The organism is Actinotignum schaalii (assembly GCF_028864145.1).
In the GTDB taxonomy this organism is placed as follows: domain Bacteria; phylum Actinomycetota; class Actinomycetes; order Actinomycetales; family Actinomycetaceae; genus Actinotignum; species Actinotignum schaalii_B.
The window spans coordinates 1-20,917 of the sequence record NZ_JARBHJ010000025.1 but is presented as its reverse complement, the minus strand read 5'-3'; the positions used below and the strand labels follow the sequence as shown (position 1 = coordinate 20,917).

Below are 20,917 nucleotides of genomic sequence, written 5' to 3'. Positions count from 1 at the left end.
CAACTGATCCTTCCTCTTCACCCTTACGATCAGCACCGCTGAACCCCCACACACCACCGTGGGGAATATCGCACATTCCTGAATATTTATATCATCACATTTCTCAATATCCTTTTATTAATTCGCTATAAACTTGTGGTGCGTACCGTATATATCCAAGGAAGAGGAAGGTACCCCGATGAAGCACCCGAGTTACCTGGCTGTTGCCGCTGCTGCGGCCACAGCCATTTTTATTCCCGCCGCGGCGCTCGCTGCCCCGGCCACACCAGCGGCACCTACGAGCAATCTTTCCCGCGTGGATGCGGAGAAAACTGCGGCGGATAGGGACAAGGCTGCACAAGATAAGGCCGCCGCGGAAGCTGAGCTTGCTCGGGTTACCGCTGATCTCGCTGCGGAGCAGGACAAGCTTCCGAAGCTGGAAGAATCCCTGACCACCGCCCGGCAGCGCCTGGCGGACCAGGAGGCGCCCCTCGCACCACTTCTGGCCCAGCAGCAAGAACTGACAACCGAATGCGGCAAGCTTGACACCGCCGTAGCTAACCAGGAAAAGAAGCTGGCTCAGCTTCGGACCACACTCAAGGAAGTTCAGGAAACCGAGTACGCCACCATCGACGAGAAAAACGCGCTGGTGGTCAAGCGCAGCAAGATGCAGCAGGCCGGGGCAGATGTGACGGATATCAGCGCTCAGATTGACGCGCTGGAAAAGAAGCTCGAACAGCTGCGCACTCAACAGCAGCAGCTCAATACCCAGATTTATGAGCTTCAGCCGCTTATCGAGGAGCTGCGGGGCGCACAGGGGCAGTGTCCGGCTATGCAAGCTGAGCTTGCCCAGCAAATCAAGGATGCTCAGGCGGCAGCCGCTCCGGCCCGCGCTGATGTCGCAGAAAAAGCGAAGGCGCTCGAAGCAGCGCAGGCCCGCGTGGCTACTCTCAGCGAACGCGCCGCCGCGCTCAACAAGAAGATCGCGGAACTCACCGAGATCCTTGCGCGCCCGCTTCCCACGTTGCCGGCACAGCCGGAGCAGCCCGCCCCGTCGGCTCCGGTTGAACCGGCACAGCCTTCCGCGCCAGTTGTTCCGACGACGCCGCCCACCGGCCCAGCGGCCCCCCCCGGCCGTCACCGCCGCCCCGGCAGCTCCCTCCACCGCGGCCGCTCCGGCCGCCGCGACTCCCACCGCATCCCCGGCAACAGCACGGCCCACGGCCAGCGCAGCCAAACCGCAGCTAGCCCACTCCGGTGCGGAGCTGGGCAGCGCTATTGGCGCGGCTACGGTGCTCCTCGGCGCAGGTGGGGCGCTGGCGCTCCGGCGAGCACGTAACTAAGCACCAGTCCGGTATCTAGCGGGAAAGCGCGATACCTCGAATACAAGCCGAAGCGGCGGATACCCGTGGGTATCCCCCGCTTCGCTTATTGTGTGCTGGTGCTTTACACGGTGCCGCACCGTCCCTTAACGCAAGGCGCGCGGGAGCCGGGCGCCGTCGTTGTTAAAGGCGGAGAGGGGGTAGCAGGTGACCTGGAGATCGCCGCTCACCTCCATCCGCACCTGCCCGCGCGGGTAAATGCGCTGGGTGAAGGATGCGGTGTTCTCCTGGAAGAGTTCCACCAGGGAACCGTCCATCCATAGCGAGGCCGGCGCGTGCACAGCCGCGGTGAAGAGCACTTCATTCGTTCCCGAATCGCGCAGCGAGATGGTGCCGCTGCCCGCCAGGTCCAGGGAGAAGGAATGCAGCTCAGGCAGTTCGGTCACGGCCTCGCCCTCCCCCTCGCGCAGCGCGAAGATTTCGGGAGACGGCTGGGTCCACACGCGACCGTCGGAAATACGCACCTGGCGCGGGTAGGTCAGCGCACCGTTATAGCCCGACGCGTCGATATCGGCATCGGTACGGTCCGAGCCTTCCCAGGTCCAACCCCAGGCGAGCACGCGGTCCCCGTCCACCACGCACTGCGGCGCGTAGAAGTCCGGCCCGGCATCGAATTCACCGCCGGCACGGGGCACGAAGCGCGGGTATCCGGCACTCATATCCAGATCACCCACCAGGTAGGCCACCCCGGTGAGGTGGTCCATGAGCGTTTCCGCTTCCACCCACTGGGAAACGATAAGTACCCACGCGTCTCCCACCTGGATGAGCTGGGGGCATTCCCAGATAGAGGCCGGTGCGTAGATGGAGGCAAGCGGGTCATCGCCCACCAGGAGGGTGTCCAGGTAGCGCCAGTTGCGCCAATCGGAGCATTCGTAGAGGAAGATCACGGGGGTGCCGTCCTCAAAGCCGCCACCGTGGATGGCGTAGGTTGTGCCCTCCACCTGGAAAATGAAGGGGTCGCGCATGGCGCGTACGTTTTCGATGGGCGGCATGGTGGCGACGACGGCGGTGGGCTCCCAGCCGCTCCGGTCAGCGTTTTCCTCGGCTAGGACCGTCACGGAGGGACCATCCCCGCGGGTGACGGCAGTGTAGAGCAGCGAGGATACGCCCTCGTGCACGGTGCCCACGCCGGACCAGCAGCCGGCTGAATCGGGCTGGCCGGGACGCGGCTTGAGCGCTATGGGCTGTGCCGTCCAATTGACGAGGTCGGTAGAGGTGGCATGCCCCCAATGGATGTGGTCATGCCAGGGCGCCTTGGGGTTGTACTGGTAGAACATATGCCAGGTATCGCCCACCTTGTGGATACCGTTGGGGTCGTTGACCCACCCGAAGTTCGGGCGTACGTGCAGGGCGGGGAAGAAACGATCGGGGAAGTGATCGAGCTGTGTCATGATTGCCTCCTTTGTTGAGGGGGTTGGGGGCGGCGTGGCGGCCAGCGGGGAGCGACTGTGTCCCTCATCGTTGAGGAGGGCACGGTCGGGTACCCAGCCGGCGTGACGGCGCCCGTGGGCTGCGGCATAGAGCCGATGTTGGTCGGTTCCCGCCGTTGAGCTTTCCTGCGGCGCCGTGGGGCAGCCGCAGCTCGGCCCGGTGATGACGGTGCAGGGCACCAGTCGGGTACGGTGGCGCTCCGCGGCGGCATCCGAATCACCGAGCAGGCGGGTTATTTCGGTAATGGCGCGCTCGGCAACCTCTTCTACCGGGTCAACGGCGCGCAGGAATGATTGGGCTTCAGGCAAATGCGAGTCATCAAAAACGGCCAGGCGGATATCGCGGCCGGGCAGCAGCCCGCGGCGCCGTATCTCCGCCATGGCGGGCACGCACATAGCGGAGCTGCCCAGTACCAGGGCGTCAATATGGGCGCAGGAGTCGAGCACCTGGGCGATCTGACGGCGCACTGCTCGCGGGGAGGAATGGGCGCCCACCAGCTGGTGGCGGGTCACCCGGTGGCCCCGTTCCACCAGGGCTTCCTCGAAGCCGCGCATATGCTGCGAGCCGTTGGCGATGCGCCGGTCCGGGTAGAAGAGCACCGGGTAGCGAACCCCGTGGTCGAGGAGGTGTGCGGTGATATCGCGGATCCCCTGCTGGTAGTCCGTGCTTACCTGCGGAGCCACCACGGCGGGGTCATTCCCGTTGACCACCGCGAACGGGATGGCGTGGCGGCGCAGCCGGGGCAGTGAATGCCGGCGCCATCCGGGCACGGGGCTGATAATAACCGCGTCCAGACGGTGCGCGATAAGGGCGCTGAGCGCCGCTTCTTCGGTATGCACATTCGCCCCGGTATCCAGCAGGAAGGGCACCAGGCCGGCGTCGGTGGCCTGGCGGGCCAATTCCAGGGCCACGGCCGTGCCCCCGGCGTTGCCCAGCAGGGTTCCCACAATGGCGATTCCGGGCGAGGCACCGGCGCGCAGGGAGCGGACGGTACGTGGACTCGAATAGCCCAGCTCCGCTGCCGCCTCGAGCACCCGCATCCGGGTGGATTCGGCCACCCTCCGGGTCCCGTTGAGCACGTGGGACACCGTGGTGATTGACACCCCGGCGCGGCTCGCCACGTCTTTCATCCCTACGCCCGCCATTGTTCCTCCTTACTTTCTTTTACGACGACGCCGGCGGCCCGCTACGCGGGCCGCGCCACCCGTCGGCGCGCCATCCGCACGGTGCGTGGGCACCGCATTTGGCGCGGGGCGCACGGGGCGCCGCACCGCGGGCGCGCCATGGGCGCCGCCCGGGCTACACGTCTTCGAGAAGAGTTCCCTTCGTCTCCGGCATCATAGTCCGCGACCAGATGACCGCGCCGAGCATGCACGCAGCGTAGAAGAGGAAGGTGAAAGTCATCGAGGCTTGGAACATCACCGGGAAGGTGCCGGAGATGATCGCGGCGGACACCCAGTGTGCGGCCGAACCGACGGCCTGTCCGTTCGCGCGGTGGGCCGGCGGGAAGATCTCCGAGATGAAAACCCACAGTACCGAACCGATACCGACCGCGAGTGCGGCGATGAACACGATGATGAGAACCAGCACGATAATGCCGGTGGTGGTGGACAGTTCCGAGCCGTTGAAGTAGAAGATTCCAGCGATGGCCAGCAGCGCCACCATGTCAATACCAGCGCCCAGGGTCACCAGCGGGCGGCGCCCTACCTTATCCACGAGGGAACGCCCCAGCAGGGTGAAGGCTAGGTTGGTGAGCCCCACCAGGATGGAGGAAGCGAAGGCGGCGTCGCCGGCGATGCCGGCCGACTGGAGTAGGGACGGTGCGTAGTAGAGCACCGCGTTGGTACCCGCGAACTGGGAGAAGAAGGCGATGAGGATCGCCATGGTGATAGGGCGGGCGGTGCGCTTCGAGAAGAAAGGCTCGGTCGCCGCGGCGTGCGGGGCAGCATTGTGCATATTTTCCATCACCTGGGCGGCTTCGTTCTTACCCCACAGGTCTTCCATGACGCGCAGTGATTCGGAGTCGCGCCCGCGGGTGTAAAGCCAGCGCGGGCTTTCCGGGATGAAATAGCACACCGCGAGGAAGATGAGGGAAGGCACCGCCTGAATACCGAGCATCCAGCGCCAGCCCAGTTCCACCGGCATCATCTTGACGATGATGTAATTGGAGAAGTAGGACACCACAATGCCGATCACGATATTAAGCTGCACCGTGGCCACCAGTTTTCCGCGCCGTGCCGCCGGGGAAATCTCCGCTGTATACAGCGGAGCGATCACCGAGGATGCCCCTACCGCGATCCCGCCGAGCATGCGGAAGATGAGGAAGAATACCCAGCTATTGGCCACCGCCACACACACGGAGGTGATGAGGTAGAGGGCCGCCACGCCTTTGAGGACGGGGCGCCGGCCCCATTTATCGGCCGGGATGCCACCGAAAAGCGCCCCGATAATGGTACCGATAAGGGCGCAGGAGACTGTGAAGCCCAGCTGCCCGGCACTCAAATCCCATTTATCTTGGAGGGCTGCCGTGGTTCCGGAAATCACCGCGGTATCGAAACCGAAGAGGAAGCCACCGAGTGACGCGGCGGTGGCCGAAAATGGTACGAGATGTTTTTTCATGTTCTCTCCTCACCGTTGAGAATGCTGATCGTGGCTGGCGCTGCGATGGCGGGAACGGTGCGCTTCCGTTGCGCGCCGTGCTCCTTGCCCCGTGCCCCGTTTCCAACTCGGGAAAGGGGCAGACCGGCCGGTGCATTCACTCTAAGAAGAAGCGCTGGGAAAGATGATGGCCTGACTCATAAAATAAGAGAAAATTTTAGGAGACAGGCCTACCTGCGTCGTCGTACCTTTAAAAACAGCCGCGAAGCCGCTTGTTCCCGCAAGCCGCCTTAGCTATGCGGGTGGCAGCGCTCGTATTCCGCCGTGTATGCGGCGATAAGGGAACGCAGCCGGGGGTGCTCACCCAGATCCTCAGTGAGGACCACGGATTCGGTGCCGTCGGCCAGCGGGATCTTCCAATTCGGGTACTCGGTATCGGTACCGGGCTGGTTTTGGGTGCGCCGCTCGCCCACCGCGTCCACCAGGGCGATGGCCTGGAGCTGGGCGGGGGTGCGGGCAATATAGCAGTGCATCGCCTCGATGAGCTCACGTTCGGTGGGATCGTGGCTCTCCAATAACCCGCAGCCGCACAGGGTATCGATAAGCACGCTGCGCTCGCGGCGGGCTTCTTCGCGCACCTGCTCCACCGGCTCCACCAAGATATTCAGGGAGGCGCGCAGGTCCACGTGTTCACCGGCCAGGTAGCCGGCCAGCGGGGGCAGGTCGTGGGTATCCACCGTGACCAGGGAGGCGCTGCGGTAGTGTTCGGGGGCCCGGAAGGCCTCCCCTTCTTTTTCGAAGAGCATGACGGAGGTGCCGAAAATCCCGCGTTCGGTGAGGAAATCACGCACCCAGGGTTCCACATTGCCCAGGTCTTCCCCGATGAGGAAGGTGCCCGAGCGCACCGCTTCCAGCATGAGTACGCCGATGAGGGCTTCGTGGTTGTAGTAGACGTAGGTGCCGTCCACCGGCTTATTGCCCGCCGGGATCCACCACAGCCGGAAGAATCCCATGACGTGGTCGATGCGCAGCGCGCCGGCGTGGCGCATGACGGTGCGGGCCATATCGCGCACCGGTGCGTAGTGCTGGCGGTCCAGCTCCACCGGGTTGAAGGGCGGAGGGGACCAGTCTTGGCCGAGCTGGTTGTACATATCGGGCGGGGAGCCCACGCTCACGCCGCTGGCGAAGGCATCCGGGTTGGCCCAGGCATCCGCCCCGCAGGCCTGCACCCCCACCGCGAGGTCGTGCACCACGCCGATGCCCATACCGGCATCGCGCGCCACCTTCTGGGCGGCTTCCAGCTGCTGGTCCATGACCCACTGGCACCAGCAGTAGAAATCAATGCGTTCGCTTAGTTCAGCGCGTTCGCGGCGCGAGGCGAGGGTATCGGGGCGCTCGCATCCGACCGGGAAATGCTTGCCGTAGCGCTCAAACATCGCGCACCAGAACGCGAAATCTTCCAGGCCCTGCCCTTCGGCGGCCCGGAACGCATCGAAATCGGCTTGGCGGGCGTGGCTGCGAGGTTCGCGGTAAATCACTTCGAGGGCGCTGCGTTTGGCTTCCCAGCAGGCGCTGCGATCCAGCAGGGTATTGTGCAGCGAGGATTCCTTGGGTGCCTGCCCCGCCCACGTAACCATGGAGCGCTTGCCGGAGTCCATATAGGCCACTTCGCGGATGTCTTCCGGGCGAATGTAGAGGGGGTTGAAGAAGCGGCGCGACGTCGGCAAATACGGCGAGTTCGTGAGCTGCCCGCACGGTTCAGCGGCGTGCAGCGGGTTAATGAGCACGAATTGCGCCCCCAGCCCGCCGAAAAGCGAGCCGAGTTCGGCCAGGTCCGCGGTGTCCCCCGTCCCCCAGGAATCGCGCGAGCGCACCGAGTAAAGCTGGCTCATCACGCCCCAGCCGGCCACGCCTTTTTCTGCCGGAGCGGGCAGGCGCGCCGGCACCACGATAAGCGCCCCGCTATGCCAGGTGGCGGCTTCCTCCCCCGCTGCCGGCGGGGTGACCTTGGCGCGCACCGTGTGGTAGCCCAGCGGTAGATTGCCCGGGATGATGAAGGCGGCGCGGCCGATCATGGCGCCGTCGATGAGGCGCGGCAGTTCGAAATCTTCGGCCTGTACGGCGGGTAGTTCCGCGCCGTCTTCTAGTTCGTAGGTGAGGGTGACGGCCGCGCCGTGGGGCACGTGCACGCGGATGATCTGCTCGTTACCTTCGCGCACCACCGTGGTGGCGGGCAGCACGTGGCGCCATTCGCGGCTATCGACCGTGTCCAGCGCCGCCTGCGCCGCTTCCGGAGTGGAGGTATCAATCCCCATGGCCGCGAGCACCGCGACAAGCGTATCGGCCTCCACCGTCACGTATTCGCCCGCGAAACTCCAATAATGCGTTGCCACTCCGTATGCATCAGCGATGCGGTTGAGCATATCCTGCGGTGGTGAACCCGCCATGGTTCCCTCCTTGTGTCTCCCCGTGTGTCCCCGGTTGCTCGCCTCCGGTGGCGAGCCCGGTTACTAGAATATCTGCTCCGTTGCCTTTGCGTGGAATCTGGCGCCACGGTGGGGATGGTGCGACGACGACGGCGCAGCTGGCGCGGGCACCCCGCCGCGCGCCGTTGGCCCCGGGCCGGGCACCGTTACCACCCCACAGCTGCGGAAATTCGCTCCGCGGGTAGCTATGCCCTTCGCGCGGGCTACGCCGGATACGCGGGATGAGCGGGATACGTGTGCCGGAGGTAACCGAAAGAGAGGAAAATACTCACCGCGATAAGCAGCCAGGTTATTCCGTAGGGCAGCGCAGAAACTCCATCCCCCGATGTGAAAGCCAGGGCCACGATGGAGGTGGTGAGCGGGATGAACATCGTGGATGCCAGGGATTCCACGATCACCGCGGAGCTTGCCATCTCTTCGATGGTGATACCGTCGGGTTCATCCGGATCGTCGAAGAAAATATTGAGAGTGTCCAGGTACGCGATGCCTATGCCTATCCCGGCAAGGGTCCACGCGATGCAGAAGACAGGCGTAGCTGATACCGGGCGCCACCCGGAGAAAATCCACGCCGCGAAGAAGAGCGCCGCGAGCGCGATGAAACCGAGGCCAAAAATAACACGGAGCTGATATCCGCGCCGGGTGGTGGCCGGTTTAATACCGCAGACCACGCCCACAACGGCCCATCCGAGGCCACCGCCCATAATAATGACGCCCAGGGCATCCGGGCCGGCCTGGTAGAGGTCGTGTGCCGTGAGGGAAACAAGTTCATTTCCCGCAAAATAGCCACCGGTCAAGAAGAGCATTCCCGCCAGTGCGGCGCGGCGGGGTGTTTTTTGCGTGAAGGTACCCTGCGGCATGAGGAGCACGGCCACCCGGCCCAGTACCGCCACCCCGATGACCATGAGCACGATCTTGAGCGGGCCGGCCGCGGGGATAATCGTTATCCCCACGCCCGCCACGATAAGGAGAAGCGCGGTATAGGAGAAAGGTGATTCTTTGCGTTCCCCTGCGGTTTGAAGATTGAGGGCGATAACGAAGCGGGCTACCAGAAGGAGCGGCAGGTAGAGGAGCATGGCCCAGCGCCAGGACAGCAGGTGCGTCACCCATGCCGCATAAGCCGGGCCTACCACGGAGGAAACCACCCAGCTGGCGGAGGAAAAAGCTAGGGTGAGGCGCCGGGCGCGGCCGGAAAGGCCGAGTGCCACCGCACCGATGGAGGTCATCGCCAGGGTGGAGCCGGCCAGGCCTCGGATCACCGCCCCGAGAAGATATATCGAGATATGGGGCGCCGCGGCGCTGGTGCACGCGCCCAGCACCAGGAACACGGTGGCCCCCATGAGGAGGCGCGGTAGCCGCATCCGATTCATCAGCGCCGCGCCGATGGGCAGCCCCGCCATGGAAGCAATCGCGGATACTCCCATAATCACGCCGTAGAGGTTTTGCGCGTGCAGGTCCTTCGCCAGGATCGGCAAAATAAGCTGGTTGAGGTAGGTCTGCATTCCCCCGATAAGTTCGAGGATAATGACGGCAATAGTAATAACCAGCCCGGCGCTACGTTTTTTCATGGTTTTACTGTAGCGGGGTCGAAAGTCCTAAAAAATACCCGAGCCGTCACAAGATCTCACCCTAAGGTCCTGTCTCAAAACGCCACCAAAAAGGCGCCCCGCGCGCGACCGCACACCTCCGTCTCAAAATATGGACATATATGCTATGGTGGCTTCGTTCGACCAAGCACGCATCTTGACGCCCACCGCTATAAAACAGCGCGATCGGTGCGAAACAGCACTATTTGCGCGCCACTCTCTCCACGTATACGCGATACGGCCTGTTCAGATGCTGAGATTGTGAAAGGTTTTTGTGCCCACTTTTATCACGCATCTGCGTTCCCTGCTGCCCTGCGCCGATGACCTGCGTGCCACCAAAAAGTATTGGCGCCAGGATATTGCCGCGGGCGTCACGGTGGGAATCGTAGCCCTCCCCCTCGCCCTCGCTTTCGCTATTTCCAGCGGCCTGAGCGCGGAGGCCGGACTCATTACCGCGATCGTGGCGGGAATCATCGCGGCAATCTTCGGCGGCTCTAATTACCAGATCTCCGGGCCCACCGGCGCCATGGCCGTTATCCTGGCACCCATCGTCGCCACGCACGGTGCGCGAGTAGTGCCGCTCCTGTGCCTCATGGCGGGGCTCATGATTCTGCTGGCCGGAGTGCTGGGTTTGGGGCGCGCCGTTTCCCTCATCCCCTGGCCGGTTATCGAAGGTTTCACGGTGGGCATTGCCGCCATTCTTTTCTTCCAGCAGGTCCCGAATATTATCGGCGTGGAGGCACGCGCCGGGCTAAGCACCCTGCCAGCCGCCTTCGACGCCCTCACCCGCATAGCTCCCGCAACGGCGCTCACCACGGGGCTGCTCTGCCTGACCGCCATCATCATTATCGCGGTGTGCACGAAGATCTCGAAAAAGCTCCCCGGTTCCCTCATCGCGGTGCTGGTGGTGAGCATTATCGCCTGGGCTGCCGGCCTCACGGTGCCCACCATCGGCACCATTCCCTCCGCTCTCCCCGCCCCGGTCGTCCCCGAAATCTCCGTGGGCCTGCTCAGCGCGCTGGCGCCGGGCGCGCTCGCGGTGGCGGCTCTGGCGGGTATTGAATCGCTCATCTCGGCGCGGATCGCGGCGGGGATGGTGCGCGGCGGTAGCTATTCTCCGGATCGGGAGCTGGTGGGCCAGGGCCTGGCTTCGGTGGGCTGCGGGCTTTTCGGTGGCATGCCTGCCACCGGCGCCATTGTTCGCACCGCCGTGAATGTGCGTTCCGGTGGGCGCTCGCGCCTGGCCGCGATTATTCATTCCCTGGTTCTTATCGCGGTGGTCTATCTGGCGAGCGCCGCGGTCTCAGTCATTCCGCTCTCGGTTCTTGCCGGTGTGCTGGTGGTGACCTGCTACCGCATGATTAATCCGGATACGGTGCGCCAGGTCATGCGTTCCAATCGCTCGGACGCTTCCGTTTTCGTGATTACGGCGATTATTACGGTGGGTCTGGATATTATTTGGGCGATCACCGTGGGAATTATTATTTCCGGGATTCTGGTGTTGCGGCGCATGGCGAACCGTTCGGGTATTTTCCGGGAGGATCTTCCTTCCGATCCGAAAATTGCTATTTTGCGGGTGGATGGCACCATGTTTTTCGGTGTGGGTGACCGGATCGAGCGTGAAATCCCGCGCCTGGCGGGCGTGGATGTGGTGATTTTGCGTCTCTCCCGCGTCGGGATCGTGGACGCCACCGGGGTGCGAGCCCTGGCGCAGGTGGTGGATCGCCTGGTCGATGCCGGAAATACCGTACTGGTCAAGGGCCTACCCAAGCAGGTGCAGGAGATGGCCCAGCGCATGGAACTGGGCCAACTCAGCATCGATGACTATCTTTTCGCGGATATGGACGGCGCGATGGCGCAGGCCCGCCGCATCGTAGCCGCGAATGGCAGCTCCACCGCCACCGGACGTTTCCGCGCGGTGGAAGAAACGTAGGCCCCTATCAGCTACCGGTCACGCCCAATATCTGGTACCGTTTCCGGTGACAGGACTCCCCGCACCTCTCGTAGAAGTGTCCCAGGGGAGACGTTTTTCTCACCACCCCGCGAACCAGGCCCCGTCTCCTTTTCGCGTGCGTGCGAAATAGGTACGACGACGCCGCCTCCCCCGCTACCGCCTAAATGAGGGATGCACCGCACTCATGAGGATGCCCAATGCCAGCAGCACCACGCAGACCGCAATCGGTAGCCAGGGCGCGATGCCGTAGAGCGCCGTGGAGGCAACGGGGGCCAGCACATAGGCCATGCCGTTATTGGCGTTAATGAGCCCGGCCATACCGCCCTGTTCGTGCGGCTCCATCTTCAGGGTGGGCGCGGTGTTATAGCCCGGCATCGCTAAGCCGGAGCCGAGCCCTGCCAGCACGCAGGCCAGCACGAAAATCCACAGGTGGCTCGGGTAGAGCAGCAGGGCTATCGCTACGAAGAAGATCACCAGGCCGCGGCGGAAGAGCTGCACCGCGTTCCAGCCGAGCCGCGGCGCCAGTGCGGCCTGGGCGATAATCATGACCACTCCCATAATGGACATGCACAAGGCCGTAAATCCGGCGGTGGCCGCCGCTTCCAGTCCCAGTGCGTCTTGGAGCAGGAAGCCGAACACGGTGGTCAGGGTGGAAAATACGGTGAACATGAGGAATCCGCAGGCCAGGAAGGCGAATGCCCGCGGGTCGAAATAGCTGACTTTGGCAGGCTTCTCCACCCTCTTTTCACCCCGGGTGGGCTTGAAGGTCACCAGCAGCACCACAACCCCGGCCAGGATCATGAGCGGCATAACTACCAGTGGCAGCATAAATCCGCCGAGGGCCGCCAGGCTCCCACCCACCAGCGCACCGAGGATGGTCGCGAAGCCTTGCGCGGCACCCAGCATACCCACACCTTTGACTCGCTGCGCCTCACTGTAGGTGTGGGTGATGATGTAGGTTTGGGCGGCGGGCGTGATAGCGGCAATGGATCCGCCGTACAGCAGGCCCCGGGTGAACACCACCCCGATCACCAGGGCACTCCCAACCAACGCTCCTTGCAAGCCAAACCAGGCCACCACCGCGAAGGCCGCGAGCGCGGTTGCCGCGCCCAGCATCCCCGTCACCAGGATGGGGCGGGTTCCCCGCCGCAGGGAGACCCTCCCCCACGTGGTTGAACTGAGCGAAAGCACGATGGCCGCCAGGGAGATCGTCGCCCCGATATGCCATTCTTGCAGGCCAATTTCGCGCGAGAGCGGGGCAATAATCGGATTGAGAATCATCTGGCCCATATAGGCCAGCAGTACCGTCAGGAATAACGGGAACAGGCCCGGGATCTGGCCCTTCTTCGAGCCAGTCTCCAATTCCGGTTCCGCTGCCGGTTGCGGGTGAGTATTCGCGTCGGTCATAGCGCTTCCTTTTCAGAAGTAATGGGTGAACGGCACACACACTAGAACACTGTTCTAGTAATGTCAATGCAGGGTGGCGATATGCTGGGCATATGCACGCTAAATCCGTGAACACCGGCCGGCGCGTCGGCCTGACCCAGGATAAAATTCGCCAGGCCGCCAAGGGCCTCTCCCGTGACCGCGGCATCGAAAATTGGTCGATTCGCGATTTAGCGCTTGAGCTCAAGGTCTCCCCTTCGGTGATTTACCACTACTTCGCCAATCGGGACGCCATCGTCGATGCCGTGATCGCGCATCTCATCGGCTCCATCGCCCTGCCCGAAAAGAGCTTGGAGTGGAAAGAGTGGTTCATGGCGCTGGCACAGAACGCCCGCCCGGTTCTGCTTGAACATCCGGGGGTGACGGAGCGGATGATGCACGGCAATTTCAGTGCGGAGATGCTCCCCCTCCTTGAAGCGTCGTTCGAAAAATTGCACGAGGCCGGTTTCCACCATCACGCCCCGCAGGCCTACACCATGATTATCAATACAATCCTGTGGGCGATCACGGCGCGTAATTTGCGCAGCCCCACTCGCCGCGAGCAGCGCCACGACCTCGTTAGCATGGTTGCCCAGGCCCAACCCCTGGCTGCCACCTCCACCGCGCTCGCCGATATGCTCACCAACTACCTGCTGCCCCTCACGGATCCGCAGCACGAAAACCAGATGAGCCAGGAATACTTCACCATCATGGTGCAAGCTCTCCTGGTGGGCCTGGAACAAACGCTCCTCCCCCGCGAAAGCACTAACTAACTAACGCACACCCCACACCAGGCAGTTCAAGAAGCAGTCACTCGCAAACCCTATGCGTTTACCTCAGCAGCGCGGGAAGGAACGGGAAACGACCTACTAATTCCGAGTATCCTTTTCGATTGCGCAGGCTCAACTTGCGCTAGACACCTTTATATCAGTACGCCATCCTTTCGGACCTCTTATTAGATCCTCCCGCGCCAAATCAAGCGCCTCACACATCCCCTTGAAATGGTCCGGGTCAAGTACATCCATGAAGGTGAACACTGCTGCCATGGCGGTACGTATTTCTTCCGGCTGAACTATCGCACCAGAATCCGGCGTTTCACTATGTGAGTAAACATGAGCATAGCGCGTAAGTCGCAGTCTAAGGGCATCGACATCCCCTTTGTAACCCGACTCTTTTAAGCGATGTTCCGCCTCGCTCATAGCTTTCGTAAGGTTTCCTACCTCTCCAGGGTAACGAAAAGCTAAAAAGGTCTCTAGAAGACGTCTGATCACATTAGGAAATAGGAGTTGAGCATCCATCCGATTATCTAAGCTGTCGTCTATTTCCAGTTTCCTTTTTGCTGCCGCAACAGACATAAACATATGGTGATAACTAGATCGCACCTTCTTGCGTGACGAATGAGATGGCGGCCAAGCCTGAAGGTTCGGCATTCGCCGAGCCTTCTCACCACCATGATTCCGGTACTCCGCGCAGAGCTCGTAGAGCCTATGTTCGACATACTTCTTAACAGCCTCAAGTTGTATGTCCCACTGCCGAAAGAGTTCATAATTATGAGTCAAAAGAAATAACTGATCAACCTCTGGCCGATTGATCATTTTCGACCAAATATAGGTCGATATGCCCATAAAGACGTTTGAGTCCATGCTAGAAACTGGATCATCGATGACGACAATCGGACTCCCCTGGTTACAATAGCTAGAAACCTCTTCGAGGAAATACACCAGCATAATGACCGATCTTTCACCCGTACTGAGATCACTTGCTGGCTTGCCGTTTCGCATCACACGATACCTCTTCCCGTCGGAAATCGTCTCAAACTCCAACTCGGAACGACCTAGAATCTCCGCCACCCGCGCCGTCATTGTCCCAGCAGCCGGAAGTGGATCCCCCTCTCTATTTACGAGAGCTGCATGCCTTGTTTCCAATCTTCCAATTACATCTCCTAACTCCCGAATGCTTTCCTCGCATTCCGTAATCCCATCCTTCAACCTCAGAACATTCTTCAAGTTTACTTTTAAGTAATGCTCTTCAATTTGCTTAGCCGCACCCCCCACAAGCCGGTCCCTATTATTTACAAGTTGATTATGTTCAACAATGATCAAGGCAATCCGAGAAAGATCAACTGCAGGAAATTTAACTACAGCATTTTCGACGACCGCCAGAACGTTCTCCATCTTGCGCTTTGCAATTAAAATATTTTCATCCACCGCCGCTTGGAATGATTTAACATCGCTTTCAACAACATCCCTTGCGGTTTCAAAAGAACTTTGTAGTTGTTTCGTAAGAAGTCTACTGTCAGGCAGAGCATTCAACATGTCCAAATACTGCGTTTTAATCGCTACCATTTGATCAATTGCCGATTGTAAATTCTCCTGAAGTTCTTCTACCGCACGCGAGAAATGCTGAGCTATGTCTCCCTTTCTAGCCTCCGTTAGTGCGCCCCCACAGAAAATACATTCCTCTACTCCGCTATGCAATTCGAGACCGTCTTGGACCCATCTGCTTGCTTCCGGATATTTCTCCAAGGTATCTAGCATCTTCGAAACAGGAGATTCCAGGAGCAAACTCTCTAGCCGTTCAATAGAAAAATAATCACCACCAAAGTCACCCAAGGGAATGTTCAGGAGATCCATCTTCGGCATATTGATGAGAGAAGTTTTTTCCCTTAGTTGCTCCTCGGTAAGTTCAATCCATCTTGGAAATCTTTCTTCGAAAGCCTCCCTGACCTTAGTTACGTTATACGCATTTTTGCTCTTCCAACGCCCCCCGGCTGCCGCATTCGCATTCACAACCAGATCCGACACTGACGAATAGATGCGGTTTAACTCCTTTTCCATTTTCTTTTTTCGATCAATATCACCCTTCAATTCGCCTTCTTTATCATTTAGCTTTTTCAGGATTTCTTCGAGCTCCCTTTCCTCTTCGACCGTCCTTTCCCCAACTGTGAGCACAGATTCTAACGTCGGATCACTGCGGAACAAGTGCCCTTTCTCAACGTATGAGTCACTGTAAACAAAGACACGATCAGCGAAATCACCGGCACGCTTACTAGAGAACGGCCACTCTTTCCCACTACCATCACTTACTGTGAACGTGAACTCTTTCTCATCTGAGTCCTCTGGGTCGGCGTCAAGTAGTTCCTCAAACGCTCTGGAAAATGAGGACTTTCCCGAGCCATTAGGACCATAGATCACGTTGACACGTTCAAAGCTTTCTAACCCTTCAGGCCACTTGAAATCTTCAAAAAATCCACAGTTTCTCATTTTATCGATCTTTAAAATCTTCATTTCTGCCCCTTCGTTGGGTACGCTGCCCCGCAACTTGCCGATACTTATCGATTACTTAGCCTCAAAGCCAGTCATGATTGAGCTGAAATCCCGGAGTGGTCCAGGTTCCTTCTCGTTTGATTAGATATTACATCCCGAATTAAGCCGAAGAAATCCGCACAGAACCGGCTGTCTCAAGATAGGTGCTCTAAGCTTCGGAAACCTGTCGGATGCCTGAGGAGCAATTTCAGGGCCACCGCCTAAGATAGTCCCATACCACCCCGGCCGCACCCGCGCGCCCGGGCCCGCCGTGAAAGGAGCCGCGCGTGGCACTGACCCTATCCACCATCGAGGAAAGCGTGCGCGCGCTGGCCGGCCAACCCAGCTACACTCGCGATTTCTTCTTTGACCTGCTGCGCGCTTACGGTATCTCAAAATCTTCCATCGCCCGCCTGCGGTCCACCACCGCCAGCTCGATCAACGTTGCGGCCGACCGAGAACACGAAATCGCGTGGAAAAACAAGCTGTATATCCGCGAAACCACCGGCGACCTCGCCGCCGCGGCCCTCGACCTCAAAACCAGCGACACCGCGATCCGCTACAACACCCGTTTCGTTATTGCCACCGATTACACCAGCCTCGCCGCCTTCGATACGAAAACGGGTGATTCCCTCATCACCCCGCTCGCGCATATCGACAAAAACATCACGTTCTTCCTGCCGTGGGCGAATATGGAGCGCCGCGATTTCGCCTCGGATACCAAAGCGGACCGCCGCGCCGCCGAACACATGAGCAAGCTCTACGACGACCTCCTCGAAGCCAGCCCCGATATGCTCACCGACGCCGCGTCCCGCCACGGCCTCAATATTTTCTTCACCCGCCTCCTTTTCTGTTTCTTCGCGGAGGACACCGGCATTTTCGCGCGCGGCCAGTTCACCAGCGCCATCGGCTCCTTCACCGCACGCGACGGCTCGGACACCGCGGAATTCCTACGCACGCTCTTCCGCGCCCTCGACACCCCGAACGCCGCGGATAAACCCGTCTACCTGCAAGACTTCCCGTACGTCAACGGGCGCCTTTTCCGTATTAATAACGACGACGACGCCTCTTTGGCGGTCCCCCACTTCACCATGGCGGCCCGGGACTCCCTCTTGCGGCTCGGCACCCTGGACTGGTCAGAAATCAACCCTGATATTTTCGGTTCTATGTTCCAGGGCGTGGTCGATAAGCAGCAGCGCGCCAACCTGGGCCAGCACTACACCTCGGTTCCAAATATTCTCAAAACCATCCGCCCGCTCTTTCTGGACGAGCTGGAAAAGCAATACGATGCCGCCGCTAACTCGGTGAAGAAACTGCGGGATCTGCTGGCTCGTATCCAAAGCATTAAGGTATTCGATCCCGGATGCGGCAGCGGAAATTTCCTAGTTATTGCTTATAAAGCGCTGCGCCAGCTGGAGCACAGAATCCTCGAGCGTATTGATAGCCTCTCCACCTCGGGTTCCTGGTCTTTGCTGGGGATGGGTGAGGAAGAAAAGCTGGGTGCGGCTACCCTGGGTTTGGCTTCTTCGGTTATCAATATTGAGAACTTCTACGGCATCGAAATCGATGACGTCTCGGTGGAAATGGCGATTCTTTCCCTGTGGATTGCCAAGCACCAGATGAATGAGGAATTCGCGGAGAAATTCGGCGTGGATATTCCCCTCATCCCGCTCAAGGAAACCGGGCATATTGTGCACGGTAATGCCACCCGTATCGACTGGAACGAGGTCTGCCCCAATAACGGAACAGATGAAATTTACGTTATCGGAAATCCACCTTATGTAGGAAGTACGTACCAGACCAAGGATCAGAAGGATGACTTCGCCTATGTTTTCGATAGCGCAAAGTATCCGAAGAAGCTTGATTATGTTGCCCTGTGGTTCATTAAGGGCGCGAATTACATTCGCGACAGCCGGGCCAAGCTCGCTTTCGTAACCACGAATTCCATCACTCAGGGTGAGCAGGTTGCCTTGCTCCACCCCCATGTTTTCACGGGTGGTATTGAAATCGGCTACGCCTACACCTCCTTCAAGTGGAGCAATAATGCCTCCCATAATGCCGGGGTGACCGTGGCAGTTATTAGCCTGCGTAATGAATCTTCCGAGCCGAAATACCTCTTCACGGATCTGGTGCGAACTCCGGTTGAGAATATTAACGCCTATCTCCTTGCGGGTAGCGATACCTACGTAACAGCACGTACCAAGGCGCTCTCCCGCGAACTACCAAAAATGAGCTACGGTTCCAAGCCCACCGACGGCGGTAACCTCATCCTTTCGGATCAGGAAGCCGAAGATCTCCTCGTCAGCCACCCCGAGCTTTCCGATATCATCAAGCAGTTCGTAGGAGCTGACGATTACATCAACGGGAAAGACCGCTACTGCCTGTGGCTGACGGAGGAAAACCGGCGCGAAGCAGCCGAGATTCCGGAAGTGAAGCGACGCCTCGACCGCGTTTCCGTCATGCGCTCGTCCAGCACGAAGAAGCAGACCCAGGAATTCGCCGCTATCCCTTGGCGTTTCGGGGAAGTCCGTTATAAAGCCACGGATTCTATTATCGTCCCCGAGGTTTCTTCAGAGCGACGAGACTACATCCCTATCGGTTACCTGGATGCAGATACAGTTGTATCAAACAAAGGTCAAGTTATTTATGATGCCGAACCATGGCTCTTTGCAATATTGACATCCAGAACGCACAACGTTTGGGTAAAGGCAGTGTGCGGACGATTGGGGATGAGTGTGAGTTATTCCAGCACGATTGTTTACAACAATTTCCCCGTGCCAGAGTTATCGGCGTCGTCGAAAGAAGAACTCACGAAACGCGCGCTACGCGTACTCGATGTACGCGAATACCACTGTGAAAAAACCTTAGCTGAGCTCTACGACCCGGACCTCATGCCACGCAACCTCCGCGAAGCACACGAAAAAATTGACGAGGCAGTCGATAGACTTTATCGCAACAAGCCCTTTGCCTCTGATGAGGAGCGGCTGGCCGTCCTATTTGAGAAATATCAGCAGTTAGTTGCGGCAGAGGGAAAGTAGCGTGGCGCGCGCCGCCGGGAGTGAGGAAGATATGCACCGCATCGATATACCGGAAACGCACACCGAGCCCTTGGCGTCGATTCTCAATAATCTGCGGCTGGAGCGCTGCGGGACGGGGCGGTATCGCGGCCAGAACCTGGTGCAGATCACCGGGAAAGTCTACGGCGGGCAGGTGCTCGGGCAGGCCACGATGGCGGCGGCTGATGATGTGCAGCGCTCGCTTGGCATCGGTGAGGATGAGCGGCTGGCGCATTCCATTACCGCGGCGTTTCAGCGGGCCGGGCACCTGGATGAGCCTATCGAATTCCAGGTTGAGGAGATCAACGATCTGCGCTCCTTCTCTACCCGGAATGTCACCGCGTATCAGGGTGACCGTTTGATTTTCACGGCGCGGGTGTCGTTCCAGTTGCGCCAGCCCGGGCCTACGCTGGCTTCCTCCATGCCGGATGTTCCCGGGCCGGAGGGGCTGCCTTCTTCGGTGGATTTCTTCGGGGCGCTCGATAATGTGTTTGCGAAGGTGATGTCGTCCACGAACGGGATTGATATGCGGCGGGTGGAAGGCGATATCTACCTGCGGCCGGATCCGGGGCGGTCCCCGCGCCAGCACCTGTGGCTGCGGGCGCGTTCGCCGATGCCGGAGGGGACCTCACGTACTCTCCAGCGGGCGATGCTCGGCTATTCTGCGGATCAGTTCATGTTGGAGCCGGCCTTGCGGGCCCTCGGCTTGGCCTGGCTTTCCCGCGGGATTTCGGTGGCGACCCTCGATCATGCGATCTGGTGGCATCGCAATTTTGATATGTCGGAGTGGATTTTGGCGGAGATGGAATGCGTTTCCGCGCAGAACGGGCGCGCCCTGGTGAACGCAAAGTTCTTCCAGGACGGCCGCCATATTGCCTCCATGAGCCAAGAAGGCATGGTCCGGGTGCCGCTACCGGCCCTCAACTAAGGAAAGCAATACACCTGATTCCAGGATGGCCTGTCGTAATCTCGCGCCTTGAGGGGAGAACATCAGGAGGCAGGTGCCGGCTACGCGCGATATTTCGCCATATTCGCAGCGAAAACACTACGAGCTCCCTCCTTCCCTAGCTGTAAGCAACGGCGTAGAAATTATCCACAAAATCGGCTCACGTTGCGCTTTTCCACAGGTCGGTAAATAGCTCTTTTTTGTGGCTCTGTGCCATGCAAGAATGGCGGAAAAGGAGAAGTAACCACTTCTCCACTAGGCGATTGAGGGAGTGACACTATGAGTTTTGATAGGGAACGTAAATTGTTTCCAGATCTAACGTTCACATCGCTTGAAGATGTTCTCAAGCGCAAGGAAGAGATCTTGCAGGAGGTCAGAATGACCCGCGAAGAATTCGACCTACGCGCTGATAACTACCAGCTCGGGCCAAAAGAAACTAACGCCTACTTCGAAATGGTAGGTCTGGATCGCTTCGAGGAGTTGTACCGTGGTGAACGCACGATTGGATGAGCGTGCTAATGAATTTGCCGCACACTTACAGCGGATCGGAGAGCTGATTGAGCCCGGGTTCTCGCTGTCGAGGCAATCGGTCGCAAAAGCAGCCTTTCCGGCAATAAGACTGTCGGGTGATATTCACGTTGCTCATTTGCTCACTATCCGTGGTCAAGTCCTGGTTAGTGGTGTATCTGTGTTCTCGAATCATGATTGTCATTGTCTGGTTTCGATACTAATAAGGACTGGATATCAGACACAGGTCAAGCAATAATTTCCT

At 59.6% G+C, this 20,917-nt stretch carries 12 protein-coding genes; 6 read left to right on the top strand and 6 right to left on the bottom strand.

Annotation, left to right across the window (positions count from 1 at the left end; translation table 11 throughout):
- Positions 1-178: 178 nt before the first annotated feature.
- The gene (locus PWJ82_RS06370; RefSeq protein ID WP_274735889.1) at positions 179-1,318 is read left to right on the top strand and encodes a hypothetical protein; all 1,140 of its coding nucleotides are present in this window, start codon (positions 179-181) and stop codon (positions 1,316-1,318) included.
- 129 nt (positions 1,319-1,447) lie between these two features.
- On the opposite strand, the gene PWJ82_RS06365 is transcribed toward PWJ82_RS06370, so the two are convergent.
- From PWJ82_RS06365 to PWJ82_RS06350, 4 genes are all read right to left on the bottom strand, one after another.
- Complete coding sequence (locus PWJ82_RS06365) at positions 1,448-3,937, bottom strand: LacI family DNA-binding transcriptional regulator (RefSeq protein ID WP_274735888.1); 2,490 nt, start codon at positions 3,935-3,937, stop codon at positions 1,448-1,450.
- Positions 3,938-4,091: 154 nt separating this feature from the next.
- On the bottom strand, positions 4,092-5,411 hold the full coding sequence (locus PWJ82_RS06360; RefSeq protein ID WP_274735887.1) for a sugar porter family MFS transporter: 1,320 nt from the start codon (positions 5,409-5,411) through the stop codon (positions 4,092-4,094).
- A gap of 269 nt (positions 5,412-5,680) precedes the next feature.
- Complete coding sequence (gene malQ / locus PWJ82_RS06355) at positions 5,681-7,837, bottom strand: 4-alpha-glucanotransferase (RefSeq protein WP_274735885.1); 2,157 nt, start codon at positions 7,835-7,837, stop codon at positions 5,681-5,683.
- A 242-nt stretch (positions 7,838-8,079) separates the two neighbouring features.
- A complete protein-coding gene (locus PWJ82_RS06350) occupies positions 8,080-9,441 on the bottom strand; it encodes an MFS transporter (RefSeq protein WP_274735883.1) in 1,362 nt (453 codons plus the stop codon).
- A gap of 292 nt (positions 9,442-9,733) precedes the next feature.
- Between PWJ82_RS06350 and PWJ82_RS06345 the strand changes: the two genes are divergently transcribed.
- A complete protein-coding gene (locus PWJ82_RS06345) occupies positions 9,734-11,392 on the top strand; it encodes a SulP family inorganic anion transporter (protein ID WP_274735882.1) in 1,659 nt (552 codons plus the stop codon).
- A gap of 174 nt (positions 11,393-11,566) precedes the next feature.
- Here PWJ82_RS06345 and PWJ82_RS06340 read toward each other — a convergent pair whose 3' ends face one another.
- On the bottom strand, positions 11,567-12,820 hold the full coding sequence (locus PWJ82_RS06340; protein ID WP_274735881.1) for an MFS transporter: 1,254 nt from the start codon (positions 12,818-12,820) through the stop codon (positions 11,567-11,569).
- A gap of 92 nt (positions 12,821-12,912) precedes the next feature.
- Here PWJ82_RS06340 and PWJ82_RS06335 point away from each other — a divergent pair, with 92 nt between their 5' ends.
- Positions 12,913-13,611: a TetR/AcrR family transcriptional regulator gene (locus PWJ82_RS06335; RefSeq protein ID WP_274735880.1), complete on the top strand. Its 699-nt coding sequence runs from the start codon at positions 12,913-12,915 to the stop codon at positions 13,609-13,611.
- Between the two features lie 129 nt (positions 13,612-13,740).
- Here the strand turns inward: PWJ82_RS06335 and PWJ82_RS06330 are convergent, their stop codons facing one another.
- The gene (locus PWJ82_RS06330) at positions 13,741-16,125 is read right to left on the bottom strand and encodes an AAA family ATPase (RefSeq protein WP_274735878.1); all 2,385 of its coding nucleotides are present in this window, start codon (positions 16,123-16,125) and stop codon (positions 13,741-13,743) included.
- A 305-nt stretch (positions 16,126-16,430) separates the two neighbouring features.
- Between PWJ82_RS06330 and PWJ82_RS06325 the strand changes: the two genes are divergently transcribed.
- The 3 genes from PWJ82_RS06325 to PWJ82_RS06315 all read left to right on the top strand — a co-directional run bounded on the left by PWJ82_RS06325 (position 16,431) and on the right by PWJ82_RS06315 (position 20,655).
- Positions 16,431-19,181: a DNA methyltransferase gene (locus PWJ82_RS06325; protein WP_274735877.1), complete on the top strand. Its 2,751-nt coding sequence runs from the start codon at positions 16,431-16,433 to the stop codon at positions 19,179-19,181.
- Between the two features lies 1 nt (position 19,182).
- Positions 19,183-20,127: an acyl-CoA thioesterase gene (locus PWJ82_RS06320; protein ID WP_274735876.1), complete on the top strand. Its 945-nt coding sequence runs from the start codon at positions 19,183-19,185 to the stop codon at positions 20,125-20,127.
- 297 nt (positions 20,128-20,424) lie between these two features.
- Positions 20,425-20,655 carry a hypothetical protein gene (locus tag PWJ82_RS06315; protein ID WP_016442391.1) on the top strand — a complete coding sequence of 77 codons (231 nt, stop codon included), beginning with the start codon at positions 20,425-20,427 and terminating at the stop codon, positions 20,653-20,655.
- Positions 20,656-20,917 lie beyond the last annotated feature (262 nt).